This is a genomic window from Thioalkalivibrio sp. ALE30, from assembly GCF_000377465.1.
Taxonomy (GTDB): Bacteria; Pseudomonadota; Gammaproteobacteria; order Ectothiorhodospirales; family Ectothiorhodospiraceae; genus Thioalkalivibrio.
The window spans coordinates 283,943-306,103 of the sequence record NZ_KB898169.1 but is presented as its reverse complement, the minus strand read 5'-3'; the positions used below and the strand labels follow the sequence as shown (position 1 = coordinate 306,103).

Here is a 22,161-nt window from a genome sequence, read left to right as displayed (position 1 = left end):
CTGGCCGATCAGTAGCGGTAGTGTTCCGGCTTGAACGGGCCATCCACCGGCAGACCCAGGTACTTGGCCTGTTCGTCGGTCAGACGGGTCAGGTTGGCACCCAGCTTCTTCAGGTGCAGCTGCGCGACCTTCTCGTCCAGGTGCTTCGGCAGCACGTAGACGTTCTTGTCGTACTGGTCACCCTTGGTCCACAGCTCGATCTGAGCCAGGGTCTGGTTGGTGAAGGAGTTGGACATCACGAAGCTCGGATGACCGGTGCCGCAGCCCAGGTTCACCAGGCGGCCTTCGGCCAGCATGATGATCCGGTTGCCGTTCGGCAGGATGATGTGGTCAACCTGCGGCTTGATGTTCTCCCACTCGTACTTGCGCATCGCAGCCACGGCGATCTCGGAGTCGAAGTGACCGATGTTGCAGACGATGGCCTGATCCTTCATGCGGGTCATGTGATCTTCGGTGATCACGTCCTTGTTACCGGTGGCGGTAACGAAGATCTCGGCCTTGTCGGCCGCTTCTTCCATCGTGACCACGCGGAAGCCTTCCATCGAGGCCTGCAGGGCGCAGATCGGGTCGATCTCGGTGATCCACACGGTGGCACCGAGGCCGGCCAGCGACTGGGCGGCACCCTTGCCGACGTCACCGTAACCGGCAACCACGGCGATCTTGCCCGCGATCATCACGTCGGTGGCGCGCTTGATGGAGTCCACGGTGGACTCGCGGCAGCCGTACAGGTTGTCGAACTTGGACTTGGTGACCGAGTCGTTGACGTTGATCGCCGGGAAGGCCAGCTCGCCGTCCTTCGCCATCTGGTACAGGCGATGGACACCGGTGGTGGTCTCTTCGGTCACGCCCTGGATCTTGGCGAGCATGTCGGAGTACCAGGTCGGCTGTTCGGCCAGGCGTTCCTTGATCTTGGCGAACAGGGCTTCTTCTTCCTCGTTCTCCGGCTTGGCGATGACCGACTGGTCCTTCTCGGCCTTGGCGCCCAGGTGCAGCAGCAGCGTGGCGTCACCACCGTCGTCCAGGATCATGTTGGCGCCGCCGTCGAATTCGAAGATGCGGTGGCAGTAGTCCCAGTACTCTTCCAGGGTTTCGCCCTTCACGGCGAAGACCGGGGTGCCGTTGTCGGCGATCGCGGCCGCGGCGTGGTCCTGGGTGGAGTAGATGTTGCAGGAGGCCCAGCGCACGTCGGCACCCAGGGCTTCCAGGGTCTGGATCAGCACCGCGGTCTGGATGGTCATGTGCAGGGAGCCGGCGATCTTCGCGCCCTTCAGCGGCTTGGAGGCCGCGAACTCTTCGCGCGTCTGAATCAGACCGGGCATCTCGGTTTCGGCGATCGCGATTTCCTTGCGGCCGAATTCGGCAAGGTTGATGTCCTTGACGACGTAATCGGTCGTTTTCTTGTCGTTCATCACAGCATTCATGGATTAACTTCTCCGTCTATCTGGATGAGCGCCGTGTTCACGTTTCAGGGGAGCATCCGGCTGAGCCTGACGGTTAAACCGCTGCAGCGCTCCTCAGCCGGATGGGTATTTCGCTTACAAAATGTCGGGTGCTCTTAGAGGCCCGCCATCTTCTTAAGTTCCTCGGCCTTGTCGGTGCGCTCCCAGGGGAGGTCGACGTCTTCGCGGCCGAAGTGACCGTAGGCGGCAGTCGGCTTGTAGATCGGGCGCAGCAGATCCATCATCTGGACCAGGCCCCACGGACGCAGGTCAAACGCTTCGCGGACGAAGCCTTCGATCTTGCGGTCATCCAGCTTGCCGGTGCCGAAGGTGTCGACGGTGATCGAGGTCGGTTCGGCCACGCCGATGGCGTAGGAGACCTGGATCTCGCACTTGTCGGCCAGGCCGGCGGCGACGATGTTCTTGGCCACGTAGCGGCCGGCGTAGGCAGCGGAACGGTCCACCTTGGACGGGTCCTTGCCGGAGAACGCGCCACCACCGTGACGGGCCATGCCGCCGTAGGTGTCGACGATGATCTTGCGGCCGGTCAGGCCGGCATCGCCCACGGGACCACCGATCTCGAACTTGCCGGTCGGGTTGATGTGGATCTGGTCGTCGGAGACCTGGCTCAGCCACTCGGCCGGCAGGACCTTCTTGAAGATCTCTTCGTAGACCGCTTCCTTCAGGTCCTTCTGCGAGATGTCCGGGCTGTGCTGGGTGGACAGGACCACCGCGTCCAGGCCGGCCGGCTTGCCGTCTTCATAGCGCAGGGAGACCTGGCTCTTGGCGTCCGGGCGCAGCCACGGCAGCTTGCCGCTCTTCATCAGTTCGGACTGGATACGCACCATCTTGTGGGCGTAGAAGATCGGGGCGGGCATCAGGGTGTCGGTCTCGCGCGCGGCGTAGCCGAACATCAGGCCCTGGTCGCCGGCGCCCTGGGTGGCGCGGTCGGAGACGTCGCGGTCCACACCCATGGCGATGTCCTGGGACTGTTCGCCCAGCACGTTCAGCACGGCGCAGGTCTTGCCGTCGAAGCCCTTGTCGGAGTCGTCGTAGCCGATCTCGCAGACCGTCTCGCGCACCAGCTTCTCGTAGTCGATCTGCGCGCCGGTGGTGATCTCGCCCAGCAGCATGACCATGCCGGTCTTGGTGGCGGTTTCGCAGGCGATACGGGCGTGCGGATCCTGCTCGATGATGGCGTCGACGATGGTGTCGGAGACCAGGTCGGCCATCTTGTCGGGGTGACCCGCAGAGACCGACTCGGAAGTGAAGATGTAATCGTTGGACATTAGGCGTTCCTTTATGGTCGTTTCCATTTAGTTTTGCGCAAAACGACCGCTAGTGTAACGCGACTCGCGGGATTTTTCTAAGCCCCTCCCCGGCGAGGGTAGGGGCATGTGCCCCCCTGGTCGGTGGCGAGGGCGCAGCGTGGCGCGCCCTGGGGGCGACTTGCCCCGGTGCGCGAAAGTGGCCAAAATGCACCGCGTTTGATGGGGAGAGCTGCCCGCCGCGCTGGCTGCGCCGTCGGGTGGTACCTGCTCCCGCAGGCTGCTCGGGCCGCCGCGCGCCGGAGCGCCGGCCGATAACCGTGAGCCCCTCGTTCGGCCGACTCGTCCGGGTCGGTCGCCGCTGTCGCCTCGCGCCGCCGCCCGCCATCAGCCAAACCCAACACTACTTTAGAGCAGGAGATCAGCATGCCGACCCGTAGAGAGCTTGCCAACGCCATCCGCGCCCTGTCGATGGACGCGGTTCAGAAGGCCAATTCCGGTCACCCGGGTGCGCCGATGGGGATGGCAGACATCGCCGAGGTGCTGTGGAACGACTACATGCAGCATAACCCGGCGAACCCGAGCTGGCCGGATCGCGACCGCTTCGTGATGTCCAACGGCCACGGCTCCATGCTGGTCTACTCCCTGCTGCACCTGACCGGCTACGACCTGCCGATGGACGAGATCAAGCAGTTCCGTCAGCTGCACTCCAAGACCCCGGGTCACCCCGAATACGGTTACACCGCCGGCGTCGAGACCACCACCGGGCCGCTGGGCCAGGGGATCTCCAACGCGGTGGGCATGGCGCTGGCCGAGAAGATGATGGCCGCCCACTTCAATCAGCCCGGGCACGACATCGTCGACCACAACACCTACGCCTTCCTCGGCGACGGCTGCATGATGGAAGGGATCTCCCACGAGACCTGCGCGCTGGCCGGCACCCTGGGCCTGGGCAAGCTGATCGCCTTCTGGGATGACAACGGCATCTCCATCGACGGCGAAGTCGAGGGCTGGTTCACCGACGACACCCCGGGCCGCTTCGAGGCCTACGGCTGGCACGTGGTGCGCGGCGTGGACGGCCACGACGCCGATGCGGTCAAGGCCGCGATCGAAGAGGCCCGCAAGCACAGCGACAAGCCGAGCCTGATCTGCTGCCGCACCGTGATCGGCTTCGGTTCGCCGAACAAGTCCGGCAAGGAAGAGTGCCACGGCGCCGCCCTCGGCGACGACGAAGTGGCCCTGACCCGCAAGGAGCTGGGTTGGAACCACGGCCCGTTCGAAATTCCGGACGATATCTACGCCGGCTGGAGCGCGAAGGACAAGGGTGCCAAGGCCGAGTCCGAGTGGAAGGAGCGCTTTGCTGCGTACAAGCAGGCGCACCCGGAGCTGGCCGCCGAGTTCGAACGCCGCATCGCCGGTGATCTGCCCGCCGACTGGAGCGAGAAGGCCAGTGCCTTCATCAAGGAGACCGTCGAGAAGGCCGAGAAGGTTGCCTCGCGCAAGGCCTCGCAGAACACCATCGGCGGTTACGCCCCGGCGCTGCCGGAACTGCTGGGCGGCTCCGCCGACCTGGCCGGGTCCAACCTGACCATGTACAGCGGCTCCAAGGGCGTCAGCAAGGACGACGCCGCCGGCAACTACGTGTTCTACGGCGTGCGCGAGTTCGGCATGGCCGCGATCATGAACGGCATCGCCCTGCACGGCGGCTTCATCCCGTACGGCGGCACCTTCCTGATCTTCTCCGACTACGCCCGCAACGGCATCCGCATGTCCGCGCTGATGAAGCAGCGCGTGATGTACGTGCTGACCCATGACTCCATCGGTCTCGGCGAAGACGGCCCGACCCACCAGCCGGTCGAGCAGACCCCGAGCCTGCGCCTGATCCCGAACCTCAATGTGTGGCGTCCCTGCGACGCGGTCGAGACCGCGGTGGCCTGGAAGGCCGGGATCGAGCGCACCGATGGCCCGTCCGCGTTCATCCTGTCGCGTCAGGGCCTGCCGCACATGGAACGTGATGGCGAGCAGCTCGCCAACATCGCCCGCGGCGGCTACGTGCTGAAGGACTGCGACGGCACCCCCGACCTGATCTTCATCGCCACCGGTTCCGAGGTCGAGCTGGCCGTCCAGGCCGCCGACGAACTGGCCGGCGAGGGCAAGAAGGTGCGCGTGGTCTCCATGCCCTGCGTCGAGTTGTTCGAACAGCAGGACCCGGCCTACCGCGAGGCCGTGCTGCCGAACGCGGTGCGCGCGCGGGTCGCCATCGAGGCCGGCGCAACGACCACCTGGTACAAGTTCACCGGCCTCGACGGCGCGGTGTTCGGGCTGGACCGCTTCGGCGAGTCCGCTCCGGGGGGGGCCCTGTTCGACTACTTCGGCTTCAAGCCGGCGAACGTCGCCCAGGTCGCGCGTGACGTGCTGAACGGCTGAGTCCGCAACGATTTCGCATAAGCAATAGAGAGGAGACTCCCATGTCTATCAAGGTTGGTATCAACGGCTTCGGTCGTATCGGTCGCATGGCCTTCCGCGCCATCGCCAAGGACTTCCCGAACCTGCAGGTGGTCGGCATCAACGACCTGCTGGACCCGGAATACCTGGCCTACATGCTGCGCTACGACTCCGTGCACGGCCGCTTCGACGGCGACATCAGCGTCGACGGCGACCACCTGGTGGTGAACGGCAACCGCATTCGCCTGACCGCCGAGAAGGATCCGGCCGCGCTGAAGTGGGGCGACATCAACGCCGACATCGTGATCGAGTCCACCGGCCTGTTCCTGACCGCCGAGACCGCCCAGAAGCACCTGGACGCCGGCGCCAAGAAGGTGGTGATGTCCGCGCCGTCCAAGGACGACACTCCGATGTTCGTCTACGGCGTGAACCACGGTGACTACGCGGGCCAGAACATGGTCTCTGCCGCCTCCTGCACCACCAACGCCCTGGCCCCGGTGGCCAAGGTGCTGAACGACACCTGGGGCATCAAGCGTGGCCTGATGACCACCGTGCACGCCGCCACCGCGACCCAGAAGACCGTCGACGGCCCGTCCATGAAGGACTGGCGCGGCGGCCGCGGCATCCTGGAGAACATCATTCCGTCCTCCACCGGTGCGGCCAAGGCTGTGGGCAAGGTGCTGCCGGAACTGAACGGCAAGCTGACCGGCATGGCCTTCCGTGTGCCGACCTCCGACGTCTCCGTGGTCGACCTGACCGTGGAACTGAACGGCGACGCCAAGTACGACGACGTCTGCGCGGCCATGAAGAAGGCGGCCGAAGGCGAGCTGAAGGGCGTGCTGGGATACACCGACGAGCTGGTGGTCTCCACGGACTTCCGTGGCTACACCGCCCCGTCCGTATTCGATGCCGGCGCCGGCATCCAGCTGGACCCGACCTTCGTGAAGGTCGTCGCCTGGTACGACAACGAGTACGGCTACACCTGCAACATGCTGCGCATGGTGGAGCACGTCGCCAAGTAATGGCGGATGGCCGGGCCCTCTCCGGGGTCCGGCCGTTTCTCTTCCCGGGTCCAGAGGCCTGGGGCCAGTCCCTTCGGGGACTAGCCCGAAGCCTTTTTCCTTTTCTTTCTTTTCAACCGTATTTCGAGAGGTACTCCCATGTCTGTCATCAAGATGACCGATCTCGACCTGCAGGGTCGCCGCGTACTGGTGCGTCAGGATCTGAACGTCCCGGTGAAGGACGGCAAGGTCACCTCCGACGCCCGCATCCGTGCGAGCCTCGAGACCGTGCAGAAGGCGCTGGACGGCGGCGCCGCCGTGATGCTGATGTCGCACCTGGGCCGCCCCACCGAGGGTGAGTTCTCCGAGGAGGATTCCCTGGCCCCGGTCGCCGAGCACATGGCCGGTCTGCTGGGCCGAGAGGTGCGTCTGGTGCGCGATTACCTCGACGGTGTGGACGCCCAGCCGGGCGAGGTGATCCTGCTTGAGAACGTGCGTTTCAACGCCGGCGAGAAAAAGGACGACGAGGCCCTGGCGAAGAAGTACGCGGCCCTGTGCGACGTGTTCGTGATGGACGCCTTCGGCACCGCCCACCGCGCCCAGGCCTCGACCCACGGCGTGGCGAAGTTCGCCCCGCAGGCCTGTGCCGGCCCGCTGCTGGCCAAGGAGCTGGAGGCCCTCGGCCATGCCCTGGAGACCCCGAAGCGCCCGCTGGTGGCCATCGTCGGCGGCTCCAAGGTCTCGACCAAGCTGACCGTGCTGGAGTCGCTGTCCAACGTGGTGGATCAGCTGATCGTCGGCGGCGGGATCGCCAACACCTTCATCGCCGCCCAGGGCCACAGCGTGGGCAAGTCGCTGTTTGAAGCCGACCTGGTGGACGAGTCCAAGCGCCTGATGGAGGCGGCCCGGGCGAAGGGTGGCGAGATCCCGGTCCCCACCGACGTGACCGTGGGCAAGGAATTCTCCGAATCGACCCCGGCCGAGACCAAGTCGGTCGACGCGGTGGCCGATGACGACATGATCTTCGACGTCGGCCCCGAGACCGCGGCGACCTACGCCGAGGCCCTGCGCAACGCCGGCACCATCGTCTGGAACGGCCCGGTGGGTGTGTTCGAGTTCGACCAGTTCGCCGGTGGCACCAAGGCCCTGGGCGAGGCCATCGCCGAGAGCAACGCGTTCTCCATCGCCGGTGGGGGCGACACCCTGGCCGCGATCGACAAGTACAACCTGGCCGATCGCATCAGCTATATCTCCACTGGCGGTGGCGCCTTCCTCGAGTTCCTGGAAGGCAAGACCCTGCCGGCCGTCGCCATCCTGGAAGAACGCGCCAAGGGCTGACGCCCGGGCGCGTCCACCGCTGACGGAGATCGACGCGGATGAGACGTACCAAGATCGTGGCCACCCTCGGGCCGGCCACGGACAGCGACGATGCCATGGAGGCCATCATCCGGGCGGGTGTGGATGTGGTCCGGCTGAACTTTTCGCATGGCGACCCGGACGACCATCGTCAGCGCCTGGCTCGGTTGCGCGCGGCCTCCGAGCGCGCCGGACGCTGTGTCGGGGTCCTCGGTGACCTGCAGGGGCCGAAGATCCGGATCGACCGGTTCCAGCAGGGCAAGGTGCATCTGGAAGAGGGCGCGCCCTTCGCGCTGGATGCCGAGCTGCATCGGGATGCCGGGGATGCCACCCAGGTGGGGCTGACCTACAAGGACCTGCCGGCCGATGTGGTGCCGGAGGATATCCTGCTGCTGGACGACGGCCGCATCGTGCTGAAGGTCAAGGCAGTGAAGGGCAGCCGGATCGAGACCACGGTGCAGGTCGGCGGGGAGCTGTCCAACAACAAGGGTATCAATCGCCAGGGCGGCGGACTCTCCGCTCCGGCGATCACGGACAAGGACCGCGAGGACATCCGCCTGGCTGCCGAGCTGCAGGTGGACTACCTCGCCGTGTCCTTCCCGCGTTCCGCGCAGGACCTGCACCTGGCGCGCAGCCTGCTGAAGGATGCCGGCTGGGAGGCCGGGATCTGCGCCAAGATCGAGCGCTCCGAGGCCCTGGAGGTGATCGACGAGATCATCGCCGCCTCCGAGGTGATCATGATCGCGCGCGGCGATCTGGGTGTGGAGATTGGTGACGCCGAGCTGCCGGGCGTGCAGAAGACCCTGATCACCCGGGCACGGACCCTCAATCGTCTGGTCATCACCGCGACCCAGATGATGGAGACCATGATCCAGAACCCGATCCCGACCCGCGCCGAGGTGTTCGACGTGGCGAATGCGGTGCTCGACGGCACCGACGCGGTGATGCTCTCCGGCGAGACCGCCACCGGGCGCTACCCGGCGCGCGTGGTCACCAGCATGGACCGGATCTGCGAGGCCGCGGAGCGTCAGCGCGCCGCGCGTCAGTCCGACCACCGCATGGATTCGACCTTCGGCCGGGTCGACGAGGCCATCGCGATGGCCACCATGTACACGGCGAACCATCTGGATGTCGCCGCGATCGCCGCGCTGACCGAGTCCGGCTCCACCGCACTGTGGATGTCGCGCATCAGTTCGGGCATCCCGATCTACGCGCTCACCCAGCACGAGTCCACCAGCCGCCGCATGACGCTATATCGCGGCGTCTACCCGGTGACCCTGAACCCGATCCCCGAGAGCCACGAAAGTGTGAACCGTGAAGCGGTGAACTTGCTCAAGGCCGAGGGCGTCGTGCAGGATGGCGGGCTGGTTATCATTACGAAGGGCGACCTGCAGGGCGAGCATGGCGGTACCAACGCCATGAAGATCGTGCGCGTCGGCGAACTGGCCTGACCCGCGCACCGCCCGTGGTCGAGCAGTCAAGAATCGGTTTATCTACTACCTCAGTCCGAATCCCGTAAGGAGGAATCCATGGCACTGATCTCACTTCGCCAGCTTCTGGACCATGCCGCCGAGCATGGCTATGGCATGCCGGCGTATAACGCCAACAACATGGAACAGGTCCACTCGATCATGGAAGCGGCCGCTGCGGTCGACTCCCCGGTGATCATTCAGGCCTCCGCCGGAGCCCGCAAGTACGCCGGCGAGCCCTTCCTGCGTCACAACATCATCGCCGCGATCGAGCAGTACCCGGACATCCCGGTCGTGCTGCACCAGGACCACGGCTCCGAGCCGGCGGTCTGCCTGCGTTCCATCCAGTCCGGTTTCAGCTCGGTGATGATGGACGGCTCCCTGATGCCCGACATGAAGACCCCGGCCACCTACGAGTACAACCGTGACGTAACCGCCAAGGTCTCCGAGATGGCGCACTCCTGCGGTGTCTCCGTGGAAGGCGAGCTGGGTTGCCTGGGCTCTCTGGAAACCGGTCAGGCCGGCGAGGAAGACGGCTCCGGGGCCGAGGGCACCCTGTCCCACGACCAGCTGCTGACCGACCCGGACGAGGCGGCCGACTTCGTGAAGAACACCAAGTGCGACGCCCTGGCGATCGCCATCGGTACCTCCCATGGCGCCTACAAGTTCACCCGTCCGCCGACCGGTGACATCCTCGCCATCGAGCGCATCAAGGAGATCCACAAGCGCATCCCGGATACCCATCTGGTCATGCACGGGTCCTCCTCCGTTCCGCAGGAGTGGCTGGACATCATCAACAAGTACGGCGGCGACATGGGCGAGACCTATGGCGTGCCGGTTGAAGAGATCCAGGAAGGCATCAAGCACGGCGTGCGCAAGGTCAACATCGACACCGACCTGCGTATGGCCTCCACCGGTGCGGTGCGCAAGTTCCTGGCCGAGAATCCGAAGGAATTCGACCCGCGCAAATTCCTGAAGGCCTCCACCGCGGCCATGAAGGACATCTGCCAGGCCCGTTACGAGGCCTTCGGTTGCGCCGGCATGGCGTCCAAGATCAAGCCGATCTCCCTGGACGACATGGTCAAGCGCTACCTGTCCGGCGAGCTGGATCCCAAGGTCAACTGATCCTGCGGATTGCAGCACGAAAAAGGGGGCTTCGGCCCCCTTTTTTTGTGCCATGATGCCGCCATCGGAACACCGTTATGGAGGATTCCTCGATGCACCGAAGGATGCCCCAGATTCTTGCTCTTCTGCTGTTCGTGGCGTTCGCCGGAGCGGCTCAGGCCAACCCGTTCAGCCGCGAGATCGATCCGCAGGACATCATCGACCGCGCCCAGGCGACGGTGGAGAACATGGCCACCCATCCCGAGTACGAGTCCCTGAAGGAGGACCTGCGCGACGCGCGCGGCGTGGTTATTTTCCCGCGCGTGGCACGCGGTGCCTTCCTGATCGGGGGGTCTGGCGGAATCGGGGTGTTCCTCGCGTGGGACGACGAGCGCGGCGACTATTCCCCGGTGGCCTTCTACTCGCTCGGCTCGGTCAGCTTCGGCATGCAGTTCGGCGGCGATGCCGCCGAGGTGGTGATGGTCGCGCGCACCCAGGATGCGGTCGACTCCATGTTCGGCTCCGCGATCCGGCTCGGGGCCGATGCGTCGGTCGCCGCGGGCCCGGTAGGGGCCGGCCGCAGCGCCACCCCCACGGCCGACTTCCTTTCCTATTCCCGCGCACGCGGCGCCTACCTGGGGATGAGTCTCTCCGGTTCGCGTATGACCGTGCGTGACGACTTCAACGAGGCCTACTACGGCGAATCGCAGCGCCCGGTGCATATCATCGAGACCCGCCGGGTCGACCGCGAAGGGACCCGCGCCCTGCGCGAGACGCTGGCCGGTTTCCGTGCCGATGCCGCCGACGAGGAGCCGGCCCCGGCCGACTCCGAAGCCCGTGGTCAGGAGCGCGAGTCCTCCGGCGGGGTGCGCCCGGACAACTTCGAGGTCGAGAGCTTCTGAACCAGCGCCGCGCGGGTGATGCCTTCCGGTGACGTGATGACCGGGGCGCGGGTCCGGGCGCGCAGGGCCGTGGCGTTGTCGAGCCGCGGGTCGCAGTCCGCTCGGCGGCGGTTGAGCACAATCCCGGCCAGACTCAGGCCGCGCCGTTCGAGCGCCTCCAGGGTCAGCAGGCAGGTATTCAGCGTGCCCAGCCGGTCCTCCGCGACCAGCAGCACCGGCAACCCGAGGTGCTCGGCGAGGTCCGCGTTCAGGCCGTCGGCACAAAGCGGCGAGTAGAAGCCCCCCGCGCCCTCCACCAGCCGTGGCCCCGTGCCTTCGCCGGCGCAGGCCGCCGCCAGTTCCGCGAGCGTCAGGTGCACGCCCTGGTTCGCGGCCGCCTGGTCGGGGGCGATGGCATCGGGGAAGCGCCAGGGGGTGACCTGCGCGATCGCGGTGTCCGGCAGGCCGGCCGCGCGGGTCAGGTTCAGCCCGTCCTCGGGCAGCAGGCCGTCGGGGCCCGGCGGGCAGCCCGACTCCACCGGTTTGCGCGGTTGCGGCGCCAGGCCCTGCTGCCGCCAGCACTCCAGCAGCGCGCAGCCGACGAAGGTCTTGCCGACGCCGGTATCGGTGCCGGTGACGAACAGGCCCTGCAGGGTCTCGCTCATGCGGCGCGGGTCAGGCGCTCCAGGGCCTCGCGGTAGCGCGCGGCGGTCTGTTCCACCACCGCCGCGGGCAGTTCGGGGCCCGGCGGCTGCTTGTCCCAGTCCAGGGTCTCGAGGTAGTCGCGCACGTACTGCTTGTCGAAGGACTCGGGGCTGCGCCCCGGCGCGTACTGGTCGGCCGGCCAGAAGCGCGAGGAGTCCGGGGTCAGCACTTCGTCGATCAGGTGCAGCGTGCCGTTGGCGTCGACGCCGAACTCGAACTTGGTGTCGGCGATAATGATCCCGCGCCCGGCCGCGTAGTCGCGTGCCATCGCGTAGATCGCCAGCGCCGCATCGCGGACCTGGCGGGCCCGCTCCGCGCCGATGGTGGCGACTACCGCATCGAAGTCGATATTGGCGTCGTGGTCACCGACGTCCGCCTTGGTGCTGGGCGTGAAGATCGCCTCCGGGAGCTGCGAGGCGAGTTCCAGCCCGTCCGGCAGCGGAATGCCGCAGACCGCGCCGCTCGCCTGGTAGTCCTTCCAGCCGGAGCCGATCAGGTACCCGCGCACCACGGCCTCCACCGGCAGGGCCTCCAGCCGGCGGATCACCAGGCTGCGTCCTTCCAGTGGGGCACGAATCGCCGGGTCCGGGATGACCTGCTCCAGCGGGATATCGGTCAGCTGGTTGGGGATGCCCAGCTCGCGCTGGATCTTGTCCATCCAGAACCGGGTGATCTCGGTCAGCACCCGGCCCTTGCCGGGCACGCCGGTCGGCAGGATCACGTCGAACGCGGACAGGCGATCGGTGGTGACCATCAGCCAGTGGTCGGCATCCACCGCGTAAAGGTCGCGCACCTTGCCGCGATGGACGAGTTCCAGGTCGGGGATATGGCTTTCGAGCAGGGTATCGGTCATGCGGCGATTCTACCGGGCGCGGCCCCTGTACACCACGGCGCCGGGAAGAGCCCGGTCAAGGGCGATCGACAGGAAGACTGGAAGAACGGAAGGTTTTATTTCGGATCGAAAACAGGGTTCGAAGTAGCGTCCTCGACCCATCATTTCTTCCAGTCTTCCCATCTTCCTGTTGAATGCTTTTCGAACGTGAGTCGGGGCTTCGGAGGGGGTGTGGCTTGTCGGGTGGGGCCGGGGTCGCTATCGTTCGGGCCATGACTGAGACGGCTGGCAATAGGGCGCCGCGCGTGGGCGTGGTAATGGGGAGCACCTCCGACTGGGGCACGATGGAGCGGGCGGTGGATGTGCTAGATCTACTCGGTATTCCGTTCGAGGCCCGGGTGGTCTCCGCCCATCGCACGCCGGATCTGCTGTTCGAGTACGCCGAACAGGCGCGCGGGCGAGGGCTGCAGGCGATCATCGCCGGGGCGGGCGGGGCCGCGCACCTGCCGGGGATGCTCGCCTCCAAGACCCCGGTACCGGTGCTGGGCGTACCGGTGGCCTCGCGTCACCTGAAGGGCCAGGACTCGCTGCTCTCCATCGTCCAGATGCCGCGCGGGATCCCGGTGGCGACCTTCGCGATCGGCGAGGCGGGGGCCGCCAACGCGGCGCTCTTTGCCGCCGCGATGCTGGCCAATACCGATCCCGAACTGCGCGAGCGTCTGGATGCCTTCCGCCAGTCCCAGAGCCAGGCCGTGCTCGGGCAGACCCTGCCGCCGGACCCGTCATGATCCAGCCACCTGCGACTCTCGGGCTGCTCGGTGGGGGGCAGCTCGGCCGCTATTTCGTGGAGGCCGCACAGGGCATGGGTTATGCCGTCTGGGTGCTCGACCCGGACCCGGCCAGCCCGGCCGGGCGGGTGGCAGCGCGCCACTTGTGCCAGGCCTTTGACGACCCCGATGCCCTGCAGGCGCTGGCCGGGGCCTGCGAGGTGATTACCACCGAGTTCGAGAACATCCCGCGCGCCGCGGTGGAGTGGCTGGATGCCCACGCCTGTCTGCGCCCCGGGCCACGCGCCCTGACGGTTGCCCAGGACCGCCTCGAGGAGAAGGCCTTTCTCGGCGAGATCGGCGTGGCGGTGGCACCGTGGCAGGCGGTGCCGGCGGGCCTGACGCCCGAGGTGCAAACCGATGCCGGGGCCCCGGGTTTCCCGGCGATCCTGAAGACCGCGCGCCTGGGTTATGACGGCAAGGGGCAGGTGCGGCTGGCCGCGGCCGGCGAACTGCCGGCAGCGCATGCCGAGCTGGGCCAGGTGGACTGCGTGCTGGAGTCCCGGGTGGAGCTGGAGCGCGAGCTGTCGGTGCTGGTTGCGCGTACCGCCGATGGCGCCACCGAGGCCTTTCCGATCGCGGAGAACACCCATCGCGACGGCATCCTGCACCTGACGCGTGTCCCGGCACGGGCCGGGGACGAGGTGCGCGAGCGCGCCACGGCTATCGCCCGGCACGTCGCCGAGCGGCTCGATTATCAGGGGGTGCTGGCGGTCGAGTTCTTCCTCACGGCGGACGGCGAACTGCTAGTCAACGAGATCGCGCCGCGTCCCCACAATTCCGGGCATTACAGCCTGGATGCCTGCACCGTCAGCCAGTTCGAGCAGCAGGTGCGCGCGGTCTGCGCCCTGGGGCTGGCGCCGGCCCTGCTGACCGCGCCGGTGGCGATGGTGAATCTGCTGGGTGACCTGTGGCCCGCGGGCGGCACGCCCGACTGGCGGGGCGTGCTGGCGGCCGGCCGGGCGCGACTCCACCTGTACGGCAAGGCTGAGGCGCGCCCGGGGCGCAAGATGGGGCATGTGAACGTACTCGGCCTGCCGGGCGAGGATGATGCCACCGCGGTGGCCTCCACTGCCGAGACCCTGTGGCAGGGCCTGGCCAGTGCCGGCGGGGAGGGCGCCGCATGACCGAGGCATTCCCCAACACCCAGGCGCGGCGCGCCCGACAGGCGGAGCTCAAGCGCGACCTTGAGTTCGAGGACACCCTGGCGGGCGAGCATCTGCGGTTTCGCACCACCTGGGGGCTGTTCTCCCCGCGGCGAATCGACGACGGCACCCGCATGCTGCTGGAACGCATCGAGGTGCATCCGGCGGACGCCTGCCTGGACCTTGGCTGCGGCTACGGCCCGATCGGCCTGACGCTCGCGCGCAAGGCCCCGCAGGGGCTGACGACCCTGGTCGATACCAACTATCTGGCGGTGGAGTACAGCCAGCGCAACGCCGAGCTCAACGGCATCGCCAATGTGGAGTGTCTGACCAGCAACGGCTTCTCGCGCATCCGCGATCGGCGGTTCGATCTGGTGACCTCCAATCTGCCGGCCAAGGTCGGGCGCGAGATGCTGCAGACCTATCTGCTGGACGCCCACGAGCAGATGAACCCCGGCGGACGCATCTATGTCGTAACCATTACCGGACTGCGGCGGTTCATCGAGAAGGGGTTCAAGGACGTGTTCGGCAACTACGACAAGGTCAAGCAGGGCCGCGAGTACACTGTCGCGGCCGCCGTGCGCGAGCCCGACTGACCATGGTCGAGGGGGCGGGCGAACTCCCGGTCGCGCTCCGCGTGCTGTCCGCCGTGCTGCTGGGCCTCGGCATGCTGGTGATGCTCCGGCGCATGCCCTGGGAGGCCTTCTTCGTGCCCGGTCGCGCGCAGCTGTTCGTGATCGCCACGCTGTGCCTGCTGCTGATCTGGAGCCTGCGGGCGCAGACGCTCGATGGCCTCGCCCTGCACTTCCTTGGCATGACCACCGTGACCCTGATGTTCGGCTGGCAGCTGGCGATTCTGATGGTGTTTCTGGTGGTGGCGACCCTGGGCCTGTTCGGCGCCCTGCCGCTGGCGGCCTTCCCGCTGACGGTCCTGCTGGCCGGCATCCTGCCGGTCGCGGTCACCTGGGGGTTGCTGCGGCTGTCCCAGAACTACCTGCCCGCGCACATGTTCATCTACCTGTATGCCGTGGGCTTCCTCGGCGGCGCGCTTTCGGTGGTGGCGACCGTGCTGGCCTCAGCGGCGATCTACGGCCTGTTCACCGAGCTGGCCTGGGCCGACATCTATCGCGATTACCTGCGCTACCTGGCATTGCTGGTGCTGCCCGAGGCGGTGGTCAACGGGATCGTGATTACCGGGCTGGTGATGGTGCGCCCCGAGTGGCTGGCGACCTGGTCGGACGAGCGCTACATCCACGGCCGCTGAGGCCGAGAATGGCCTGGTGCCGCGCTGCAGGGATGCCCCTGTTTGATTCTGTGTTAATGCAGCATTCAGGAACACCCTGCTACCGTTCGCTTCAAGACAGGGCGATGACCCTGTCCAGGATCGTGAACGAGGAGACCACAACAATGAAAACCAAGCTGTTCGTGCTGGCCGGTATCGCCGGCAGTGTCCTGATGCTGTCCACCATGGCGCAGGCCGCCGACATCCAGGCCGGTCAGTCCAAGTACCAGAACACCTGCGCCAGCTGCCACGGCGCGCAGGGTCAGGGCCAGGCGATCTTCCCGGCGCTGGCCGGCAAGGACGCCGACTACCTGACCGACAAGCTGGAGCGCTATCGCGCCGGCGAGGAGGTGGGTGACCACACGGCCCTGATGCGTCCTCAGGCCCAGGGGTTGAGCGATGACGACATCGCCAATCTGTCCAGCTACATGGCGGCCGAGTTCAACTGATCCGGGCGCACTGCCGCTGGCAGGCGAGACCGCGACGGGCCGGGGGGTTTCCCCCGGCCCGTTTGCGTTGGAGGGCGCGTCACATGCGTCGCCTTTTGCCTGGCATGGCGGCATCCGGTAAAGTTTCGCGGTTCCGAGAGCGTGGCCGATGGTCGGCCCCGCTATCCCAGAGATCCCTGCGAGGCTTTCCATGGCACAACCCGATTTCATCGCCCCGTCCATCCTGTCCGCCGATTTCGCCCGTCTGGGCGAGGAAGTCGACAACGTCCTGGCCGCCGGTGCCGATACCGTCCACTTCGACGTGATGGACAACCACTACGTGCCGAACCTGACCATTGGCCCGCTGGTCTGCGATGCCCTGCGCAAGCACGGCGTGACCGCGCCGATTGACGTGCACCTGATGGTCAAGCCGGTGGATCGCATCATCCCGGACTTCGCCCAGGCCGGTGCCAGCTACATCACCTTCCACCCGGAGGCGTCCGACCACATCGACCGCACCCTGCAGCTGATCCACTCCGAGGGCTGCAAGGCCGGACTGGTGTTCAACCCGGCCACGCCGCTGTCCTATCTCGAATACGTGATGGACAAGGTCGACATGATCCTGCTGATGTCGGTGAACCCGGGCTTTGGTGGCCAGAAGTTCATCCCGAACACCCTCGACAAGCTGCGCGCCGCGCGCAAGATGATCGACGACTCCGGGCGTGACATCCGCCTCGAGATCGACGGCGGCGTGAAGGCCGACAACATCCGCGAGATCAAGGCCGCCGGGGCCGACACCTTCGTCGCCGGGTCCGCGATCTTCGGAGCCGGCAGCGACTCCGATCCGAACCGCTACGACAGCATCATCCAGCAGATGCGCGACGAGCTGGCCAAGGCCTGAATCGACGGCCACTGGAGACCGGGATGTCCCTGAAACGCCCCCGCATGATCCTGATCGACCTGGACGGCACGCTGATCGACAGCGTGCCGGACCTGGCCTACAGCGTGGACGCGATGATGCGCGAGCTGGGGCTGCCCGAACGCGGCGAGCCGGCCGTGCGCAACTGGGTCGGCAACGGGGTGGAACGGTTGGTCAAGCGGGCGTTGGTGAACGACCTCGAGGGCGAGCCGGACCCGGAGGCCTTCGAGCGGGCATTGCCCGTCTTCATGCGCATCTACCAGGAGAACACCGCCGGGCGCTCGCCACTGTACCCGGGCGTGCGCGAGGGGCTGGACCAGCTGAAGGCCGCGGGCTTCCGCCTGGGCTGCGTGACCAACAAGGCCGAGCGCTTCACGGTGCCGCTGCTGCGCGAGAAGGGCATCCTCGACGACTTCGAGATCGTGGTCGCCGGCGACGCCCTGCCGCAGAAGAAACCGGACCCGGCGCCGCTGCTGCATGCGGCGAAGGAGTTGGGTGTAGACCCCTCCGAGGCGCTGATGGTCGGGGACTCGAAGAGCGACGTGAAGGCGGCACGCGCGGCCGGCTTCCAGATCGTCTGCATGACCTACGGCTACAATCACGGCGACGACATCCGCGACGAGAACCCGGACGCGGTTCTCGACCGGCTGGACGAGCTGCCCGGACTGCTGCCCGCTCGGGCGGCCTAGGGAAACACGGACCCATGATTGCAACGGACCGGACAACGGAGCGATGGCGAGACGGCGAATGATCCGCCGCGCCGTCCGTCCCCCTTGTCAGGAACCGTTGTGATGACCCCCGAACAGTTCGATCAGCTGGCCCGCGAGGGCTATAACCGCATCCCGCTGGTGCGCGAGGTCCTGGCGGATCTCGAAACCCCGCTGTCCATCTTCCTGAAGCTGGCCAACCGGCCGTACTCCTACCTGTTCGAGTCGGTGCAGGGCGGGGAGCGCTGGGGTCGGTATTCCTTTATCGGGCTGCCGGCACGCACCCGCGTGCGGGTGCACGGCCATGACATCACGGTGGAGACCGATGGCGAGGTGGTCGAACAGACCACGGAGACCGACCCGCTGGCCTGGGTCGAGGCCTACCAGGCGCGCTTCAAGGTGGCCGAACTGCCGGGCCTGCCGCGCTTCACCGGTGGTCTGGTCGGCTATTTCGGGTTCGAGACCGTGCGCCTGATCGAGCCGCGCCTGGAAGGCCCGGAAAAGCCCGATGCCCTGGGGCTGCCGGACATCCTGCTGATGGTCTCGGAGGAGGTCGTGGTCTACGACAACCTCTCCGGCCGGCTGTACCTGGTGGTGCACGCCGATGCGACCCAGGCCGATGGCCAGGCCGTGGCGGCCACGCGTTTGGATGAGCTGGAGACCCGTCTGGGCGAGCCCCTGGTGCCCCCGGAGGATCCGCCGCATCCGCATGCGGTGCCGGAGTACGTGCCGGGCTGGTCGGCCGAGGGCTTCCAGACCGCGGTCGCGCGGGCGCAGGAATACATCATGGACGGCGACGTGATGCAGGTGGTGCTGGCGCAGCGCATGAGCGTGCCATTCTCCGCGCCGCCGCTGGACCTGTACCGCGCCCTGCGCGCGCTGAACCCCTCGCCGTACATGTACTACCTGGACCTGGACGACCACCACGTGGTCGGGGCCTCGCCGGAGATCCTGGTGCGCCTGGAGGACGACCGCGTGACCGTGCGCCCGATCGCCGGGACCCGCCCGCGCGGGCGCACCGAGGAGGAAGACCGCGCGCTGGAGGCCGAACTGCTGGCGGACCCGAAGGAGCGCGCCGAGCACCTGATGCTGATCGACCTCGGGCGCAACGACGTCGGCCGGGTCTGCGAGATCGGCTCGGTGGAGGTGACCGACACCATGAGCATCGAGCGCTATTCGCACGTGATGCACATCGTCTCCAACGTGGAGGGCCGACTGGCCCCGGGGCACTCGCCGATGGATGTGCTGCGCGCGACCTTCCCCGCCGGGACGGTCTCCGGTGCGCCGAAGATCCGGGCACTGGAGATCATCGACGAGCTGGAACCGGTCAAGCGCGGCCCGTACTCCGGCGCGGTCGGCTACCTCTCCTGGTCCGGCAACATGGACACCGCGATCGCCATCCGCACGGCCGTGCTGCACGACGGCGAGCTGCATATCCAGGCCGGGGCCGGCGTGGTGCACGACTCGGTACCCGAGAGCGAGTGGCAGGAGACCCTGAACAAGGGACGTGCGGTGGTGCGCGCGGCCGAGACCGCCCTGGGTGGCCTGGGGCCCCGGCGCCACCGCGACTGAGAGGACCAACTATGCGCGGCCGCCTTCGCATCCTGTTGCTGGCGCTGCTGGTATGGCTGCTACCGGGGCTGGCGGCGGCGCAGATCGTGGTGCTGGTGCCCGGTGGCTGGGATCGCGGCGACGGCTTTCGCCATGCCGGCGTCACCGCGGCCCTGAACGCCGCCGGGTATGCCGATGGCGGCCGGGCCCGGGCTCGGCCGGAGTCCCCCTGGTTCGATCGTGCTCCCGACCCGGCCCCGCGCCAGTTCTACACCGTGGACCTGCCGGCGGGCGGAGTGCCGCCCGAGCGCGCGCGGGCGCTGGGTCAGGTCGTCGAGGCCCTGGCGCGGCGCCATCCGGGGCAGGAACTGGTGCTGGTCGGGTATTCCAGTGGCGGTGTTGTGGCGCGCGAGCTGCTGGTGCGCCAGCCGCACCCGGCAATCTCCACTCTGGTGACGTTTTCCGCTCCGCATGCGGGGGGCGGCTGGTCCGCCCTGGCGCGTTCGGTGACGGATGCGCTGGCCGATTCGGCTCTGGGGTTGTATGCCCCGTTTATCGGGCTCGAGGGTATGCACCGGCGCGAGGGTCTCTGGGGGCCGGAGGGCACCTCGCCGGATGCGGCCCACCTCGAGTGGCTGAATACGCGGGAACACCCGCCCATCCGCTACGTGTCGGTGGTGCGCCTGGCCGACCCGTGGGTGGATGCGGCCAGTCAGGACATGAATCGTCTCCCGGCCCTGCGCGGCCGGGCGCATACCCTGCCGAGCCCCGGCGGGCACCGGCTGGAGGCCGCCGACGGCACCCTGCTGGCGGCGCTGCTGTTGCCGCGATGAGGGTGCCCGGTTTCGCCAGCGCCCATGCGGTTGCGGGCCGGCGGACCCGGGGCCGGGTTATGCTGGGTCCTGTCCGCTCCACGCGCGTGAACATCGATTCGCGTGGCGGTCCTGTTTCCTCCGTTCTGCAGGGACGTTCGACATGATCCTGATGCTCGACAACTACGATTCGTTCACCTTCAACCTGGTCCAGTATCTGGGCGAGCTGGGGGCCGAGGTGGTGGTCCACCGCAACGACTGCATCACCCCGGACGGGATCGCGGAACTCGCCCCCGTGGGGATCGTGATCTCGCCGGGACCCTGCACGCCGAACGAGGCCGGGGTATCGCTGGAGGTGATCCGGCGCTTCGCCGGCGCGATCCCGATCCTCGGAGTCTGTCTCGGGCACCAGGCGATCGGGCAGGTCTTCGGCGGGCGCGTGGTGCGCGCCCGCGAGATCATGCACGGCAAGACCTCGCCGGTGTATCACACCGGGGTGGGGGTGTTCGCCGGGCTCGAGAATCCACTGGAGGCCACGCGCTACCACTCGCTGGTGGTCGAGTCGTCCTCGCTGCCGGAGTGCCTGGAGGTCACCGCCTGGACCCAGCGCGAGGACGGTGCGCGCGACGAGATCATGGGCCTGCGCCACCGCGAACTGGACGTCGAGGGCGTGCAGTTCCACCCGGAATCCATCCTGACCCGCCAGGGCCACGAACTGCTCGACAACTTCCTCCGTCGCCTGCCCCAGCCGGCGTGACCCAGACTCGACGCACCCGGTGGCGCTTCGCGTTGCTGGTGGCGCCGCTGTCGATGCTGGCGCCGTTCTCGCTGGACACCTATCTGCCCTCGTTCCCGGCGATGGCGGAGGCCCTGCGGGTCGACTCCGGCGCGATGCAGGCGACCCTGTCGGCCTACCTGGTCGCCTTTGCGCTGGCCACCCTGGTGGCTGGCCCGCTGTCGGATACCTTTGGCCGGCGCCCGGTGGTTCTGTGGGCGCTCGCCGGCTACGTGCTCAGCTCGCTGCTGCTGGTGCTGGCGGTGGAGTACTGGCAGGTGATCGGGTTGCGGGTGGCCCAGGGGCTGTCCGCGGCGGCCGGGATTGTGGTCGGGCGTGCAGTGGTGCGCGATCGCTTCGAGGCCACCGATGCGCGCCGTGTCCTGGCGCTGATCACCATGATGTTCGCGATTGGCCCGGCGGCCGCCCCGATTGTCGGCGGCTATCTGCAGGCGGGGTTCGGCTGGCGCTCGGTATTCCTGTTCCTGACCCTGTACGGCGTGATCCTGTTATTGGCGATCCGGGCCTGGCTGCCGGAGACCCTGCCACCGGTCGGCCGCGCCTCGGGCAAGCCGGCCCTGATCCTGCGGGGGTATCTCGGGACCCTGCGCAACCCGCCGTTTCTGCGCCCGGCCCTGGTACATGCCGGGCTGTTCGGGGCGATGTTCCTGTTCGTCGCCGCCTCGCCAACGGTGATCTATGTCCACCTGGGCGGACAGGAACAGGACTTCTGGTGGCTGTTTCTGCCGCTGGTGGGCGGCCTGGTGGTGGGCGGTTTTGTGGCCGGGCGCACCGCCAGTCTGCTGAGTCCGCCGCTGGCGATCAGTATCGGCGTGGGGCTGGCCGGGATCTCGCTGGCGCTGGTGGCGCTGGGGATCCTCACCGAGGGTTCGGTGGTCGCGGTGACGCTCCCGTTCGCGCTGTACAGCTTTTCCCTGGCCACGGCCGTTCCGTCGCTGAACCTGCTGGCGCTGGACTGCTATCCGGGCGCCCGTGGCATGGCCTCGGCCATGCAGGCCTTCCTGCAACTGGGGTTCAGTGCCCTGCTGGCGCTGTTCCTGGTGGACCGACTGGACGACCACCTGCCGTGGCTGATCGGCGGGTCGCTGGTAATCTGGGCCGCCGCGGCGCTGCTGTGGTGGAGCGGGCCGGAGGCGCGCGGTCGTCGCGCCCCGGCGCGGACGTTAAACTAGCGGCTTCGATTTTCCGCAGGAG

At 67.5% G+C, this 22,161-nt stretch carries 21 protein-coding genes and 1 riboswitch; of the genes, 17 read left to right on the top strand and 4 right to left on the bottom strand.

Annotation, left to right across the window (positions count from 1 at the left end; genetic code table 11):
- Positions 1-8: 8 nt before the first annotated feature.
- Together ahcY and metK are read right to left on the bottom strand one after the other, a co-directional pair.
- Entirely contained in the window at positions 9-1,421 is a 1,413-nt protein-coding gene (gene ahcY / locus D107_RS0104550; protein ID WP_018875962.1) for an adenosylhomocysteinase, read from the bottom strand.
- Positions 1,422-1,440: 19 nt separating this feature from the next.
- A riboswitch (S-adenosyl-L-homocysteine riboswitch) is annotated at positions 1,441-1,522 on the bottom strand.
- 33 nt (positions 1,523-1,555) lie between these two features.
- Entirely contained in the window at positions 1,556-2,728 is a 1,173-nt protein-coding gene (gene metK, locus D107_RS0104545) for a methionine adenosyltransferase (protein ID WP_018865944.1), read from the bottom strand.
- Positions 2,729-3,133: 405 nt separating this feature from the next.
- On the opposite strand from metK, the gene tkt reads away from it, so the two are divergent.
- The 6 genes from tkt to D107_RS0104515 all read left to right on the top strand — a co-directional run bounded on the left by tkt (position 3,134) and on the right by D107_RS0104515 (position 10,984).
- Complete coding sequence (gene tkt / locus D107_RS0104540; protein ID WP_018875963.1) at positions 3,134-5,134, top strand: transketolase; 2,001 nt, start codon at positions 3,134-3,136, stop codon at positions 5,132-5,134.
- Between the two features lie 41 nt (positions 5,135-5,175).
- Entirely contained in the window at positions 5,176-6,174 is a 999-nt protein-coding gene (gap, locus tag D107_RS0104535) for a type I glyceraldehyde-3-phosphate dehydrogenase (protein ID WP_018865942.1), read from the top strand.
- A gap of 138 nt (positions 6,175-6,312) precedes the next feature.
- Positions 6,313-7,491 (top strand): phosphoglycerate kinase, encoded by a 1,179-nt coding sequence (locus D107_RS0104530; RefSeq protein WP_018865941.1) that lies wholly within the window; start codon positions 6,313-6,315, stop codon positions 7,489-7,491.
- Positions 7,492-7,529: 38 nt separating this feature from the next.
- Positions 7,530-8,960, top strand: coding sequence for a pyruvate kinase (pyk, locus tag D107_RS0104525; RefSeq protein WP_018865940.1), 1,431 nt, complete (start codon positions 7,530-7,532; stop codon positions 8,958-8,960).
- 78 nt (positions 8,961-9,038) lie between these two features.
- The gene (gene fba, locus D107_RS0104520; RefSeq protein WP_018865939.1) at positions 9,039-10,103 is read left to right on the top strand and encodes a class II fructose-bisphosphate aldolase; all 1,065 of its coding nucleotides are present in this window, start codon (positions 9,039-9,041) and stop codon (positions 10,101-10,103) included.
- A 104-nt stretch (positions 10,104-10,207) separates the two neighbouring features.
- On the top strand, positions 10,208-10,984 hold the full coding sequence (locus tag D107_RS0104515) for a lipid-binding SYLF domain-containing protein (protein ID WP_018865938.1): 777 nt from the start codon (positions 10,208-10,210) through the stop codon (positions 10,982-10,984).
- Here the strand turns inward: D107_RS0104515 and bioD are convergent.
- Both bioD and D107_RS0104505 read right to left on the bottom strand, forming a co-directional pair.
- A complete protein-coding gene (gene bioD / locus D107_RS0104510) occupies positions 10,924-11,628 on the bottom strand; it encodes a dethiobiotin synthase (RefSeq protein ID WP_018865937.1) in 705 nt (234 codons plus the stop codon). The two genes, D107_RS0104515 and bioD, sit on opposite strands and share 61 nt — an antisense overlap.
- Entirely contained in the window at positions 11,625-12,521 is an 897-nt protein-coding gene (locus tag D107_RS0104505) for a phosphoribosylaminoimidazolesuccinocarboxamide synthase (RefSeq protein ID WP_018877228.1), read from the bottom strand. The genes bioD and D107_RS0104505 overlap by 4 nt, the downstream gene beginning before the upstream one ends.
- A gap of 251 nt (positions 12,522-12,772) precedes the next feature.
- Here D107_RS0104505 and purE point away from each other — a divergent pair, with 251 nt between their 5' ends.
- The 11 genes from purE to D107_RS0104450 all read left to right on the top strand — a co-directional run bounded on the left by purE (position 12,773) and on the right by D107_RS0104450 (position 22,139).
- Positions 12,773-13,288, top strand: a complete 516-nt coding sequence (purE, locus tag D107_RS0104500) for a 5-(carboxyamino)imidazole ribonucleotide mutase (protein WP_026280743.1) — start codon at positions 12,773-12,775, stop codon at positions 13,286-13,288.
- Positions 13,285-14,454 (top strand): 5-(carboxyamino)imidazole ribonucleotide synthase, encoded by a 1,170-nt coding sequence (locus tag D107_RS0104495; RefSeq protein WP_018880870.1) that lies wholly within the window; start codon positions 13,285-13,287, stop codon positions 14,452-14,454. Before purE ends, D107_RS0104495 begins: the two co-directional genes overlap by 4 nt.
- Complete coding sequence (locus D107_RS0104490) at positions 14,451-15,068, top strand: class I SAM-dependent methyltransferase (RefSeq protein WP_018865933.1); 618 nt, start codon at positions 14,451-14,453, stop codon at positions 15,066-15,068. Before D107_RS0104495 ends, D107_RS0104490 begins: the two co-directional genes overlap by 4 nt.
- A gap of 2 nt (positions 15,069-15,070) precedes the next feature.
- Positions 15,071-15,736, top strand: coding sequence for an energy-coupling factor ABC transporter permease (locus tag D107_RS0104485; RefSeq protein ID WP_018865932.1), 666 nt, complete (start codon positions 15,071-15,073; stop codon positions 15,734-15,736).
- A gap of 143 nt (positions 15,737-15,879) precedes the next feature.
- Positions 15,880-16,203 carry a c-type cytochrome gene (locus tag D107_RS0104480; RefSeq protein ID WP_026279172.1) on the top strand — a complete coding sequence of 108 codons (324 nt, stop codon included), beginning with the start codon at positions 15,880-15,882 and terminating at the stop codon, positions 16,201-16,203.
- A gap of 190 nt (positions 16,204-16,393) precedes the next feature.
- Entirely contained in the window at positions 16,394-17,083 is a 690-nt protein-coding gene (gene rpe / locus D107_RS0104475; RefSeq protein ID WP_018865930.1) for a ribulose-phosphate 3-epimerase, read from the top strand.
- A 23-nt stretch (positions 17,084-17,106) separates the two neighbouring features.
- Entirely contained in the window at positions 17,107-17,790 is a 684-nt protein-coding gene (locus tag D107_RS0104470) for a phosphoglycolate phosphatase (protein WP_018865929.1), read from the top strand.
- A gap of 102 nt (positions 17,791-17,892) precedes the next feature.
- Positions 17,893-19,380, top strand: a complete 1,488-nt coding sequence (gene trpE / locus D107_RS0104465; RefSeq protein WP_018865928.1) for an anthranilate synthase component I — start codon at positions 17,893-17,895, stop codon at positions 19,378-19,380.
- Positions 19,381-19,391: 11 nt separating this feature from the next.
- Entirely contained in the window at positions 19,392-20,192 is an 801-nt protein-coding gene (locus D107_RS0104460) for a triacylglycerol lipase (RefSeq protein ID WP_018880869.1), read from the top strand.
- 142 nt (positions 20,193-20,334) lie between these two features.
- A complete protein-coding gene (locus tag D107_RS0104455) occupies positions 20,335-20,928 on the top strand; it encodes an aminodeoxychorismate/anthranilate synthase component II (protein ID WP_018875972.1) in 594 nt (197 codons plus the stop codon).
- 32 nt (positions 20,929-20,960) lie between these two features.
- A complete protein-coding gene (locus D107_RS0104450; RefSeq protein WP_018875973.1) occupies positions 20,961-22,139 on the top strand; it encodes a multidrug effflux MFS transporter in 1,179 nt (392 codons plus the stop codon).
- Positions 22,140-22,161: the final 22 nt, after the last annotated feature.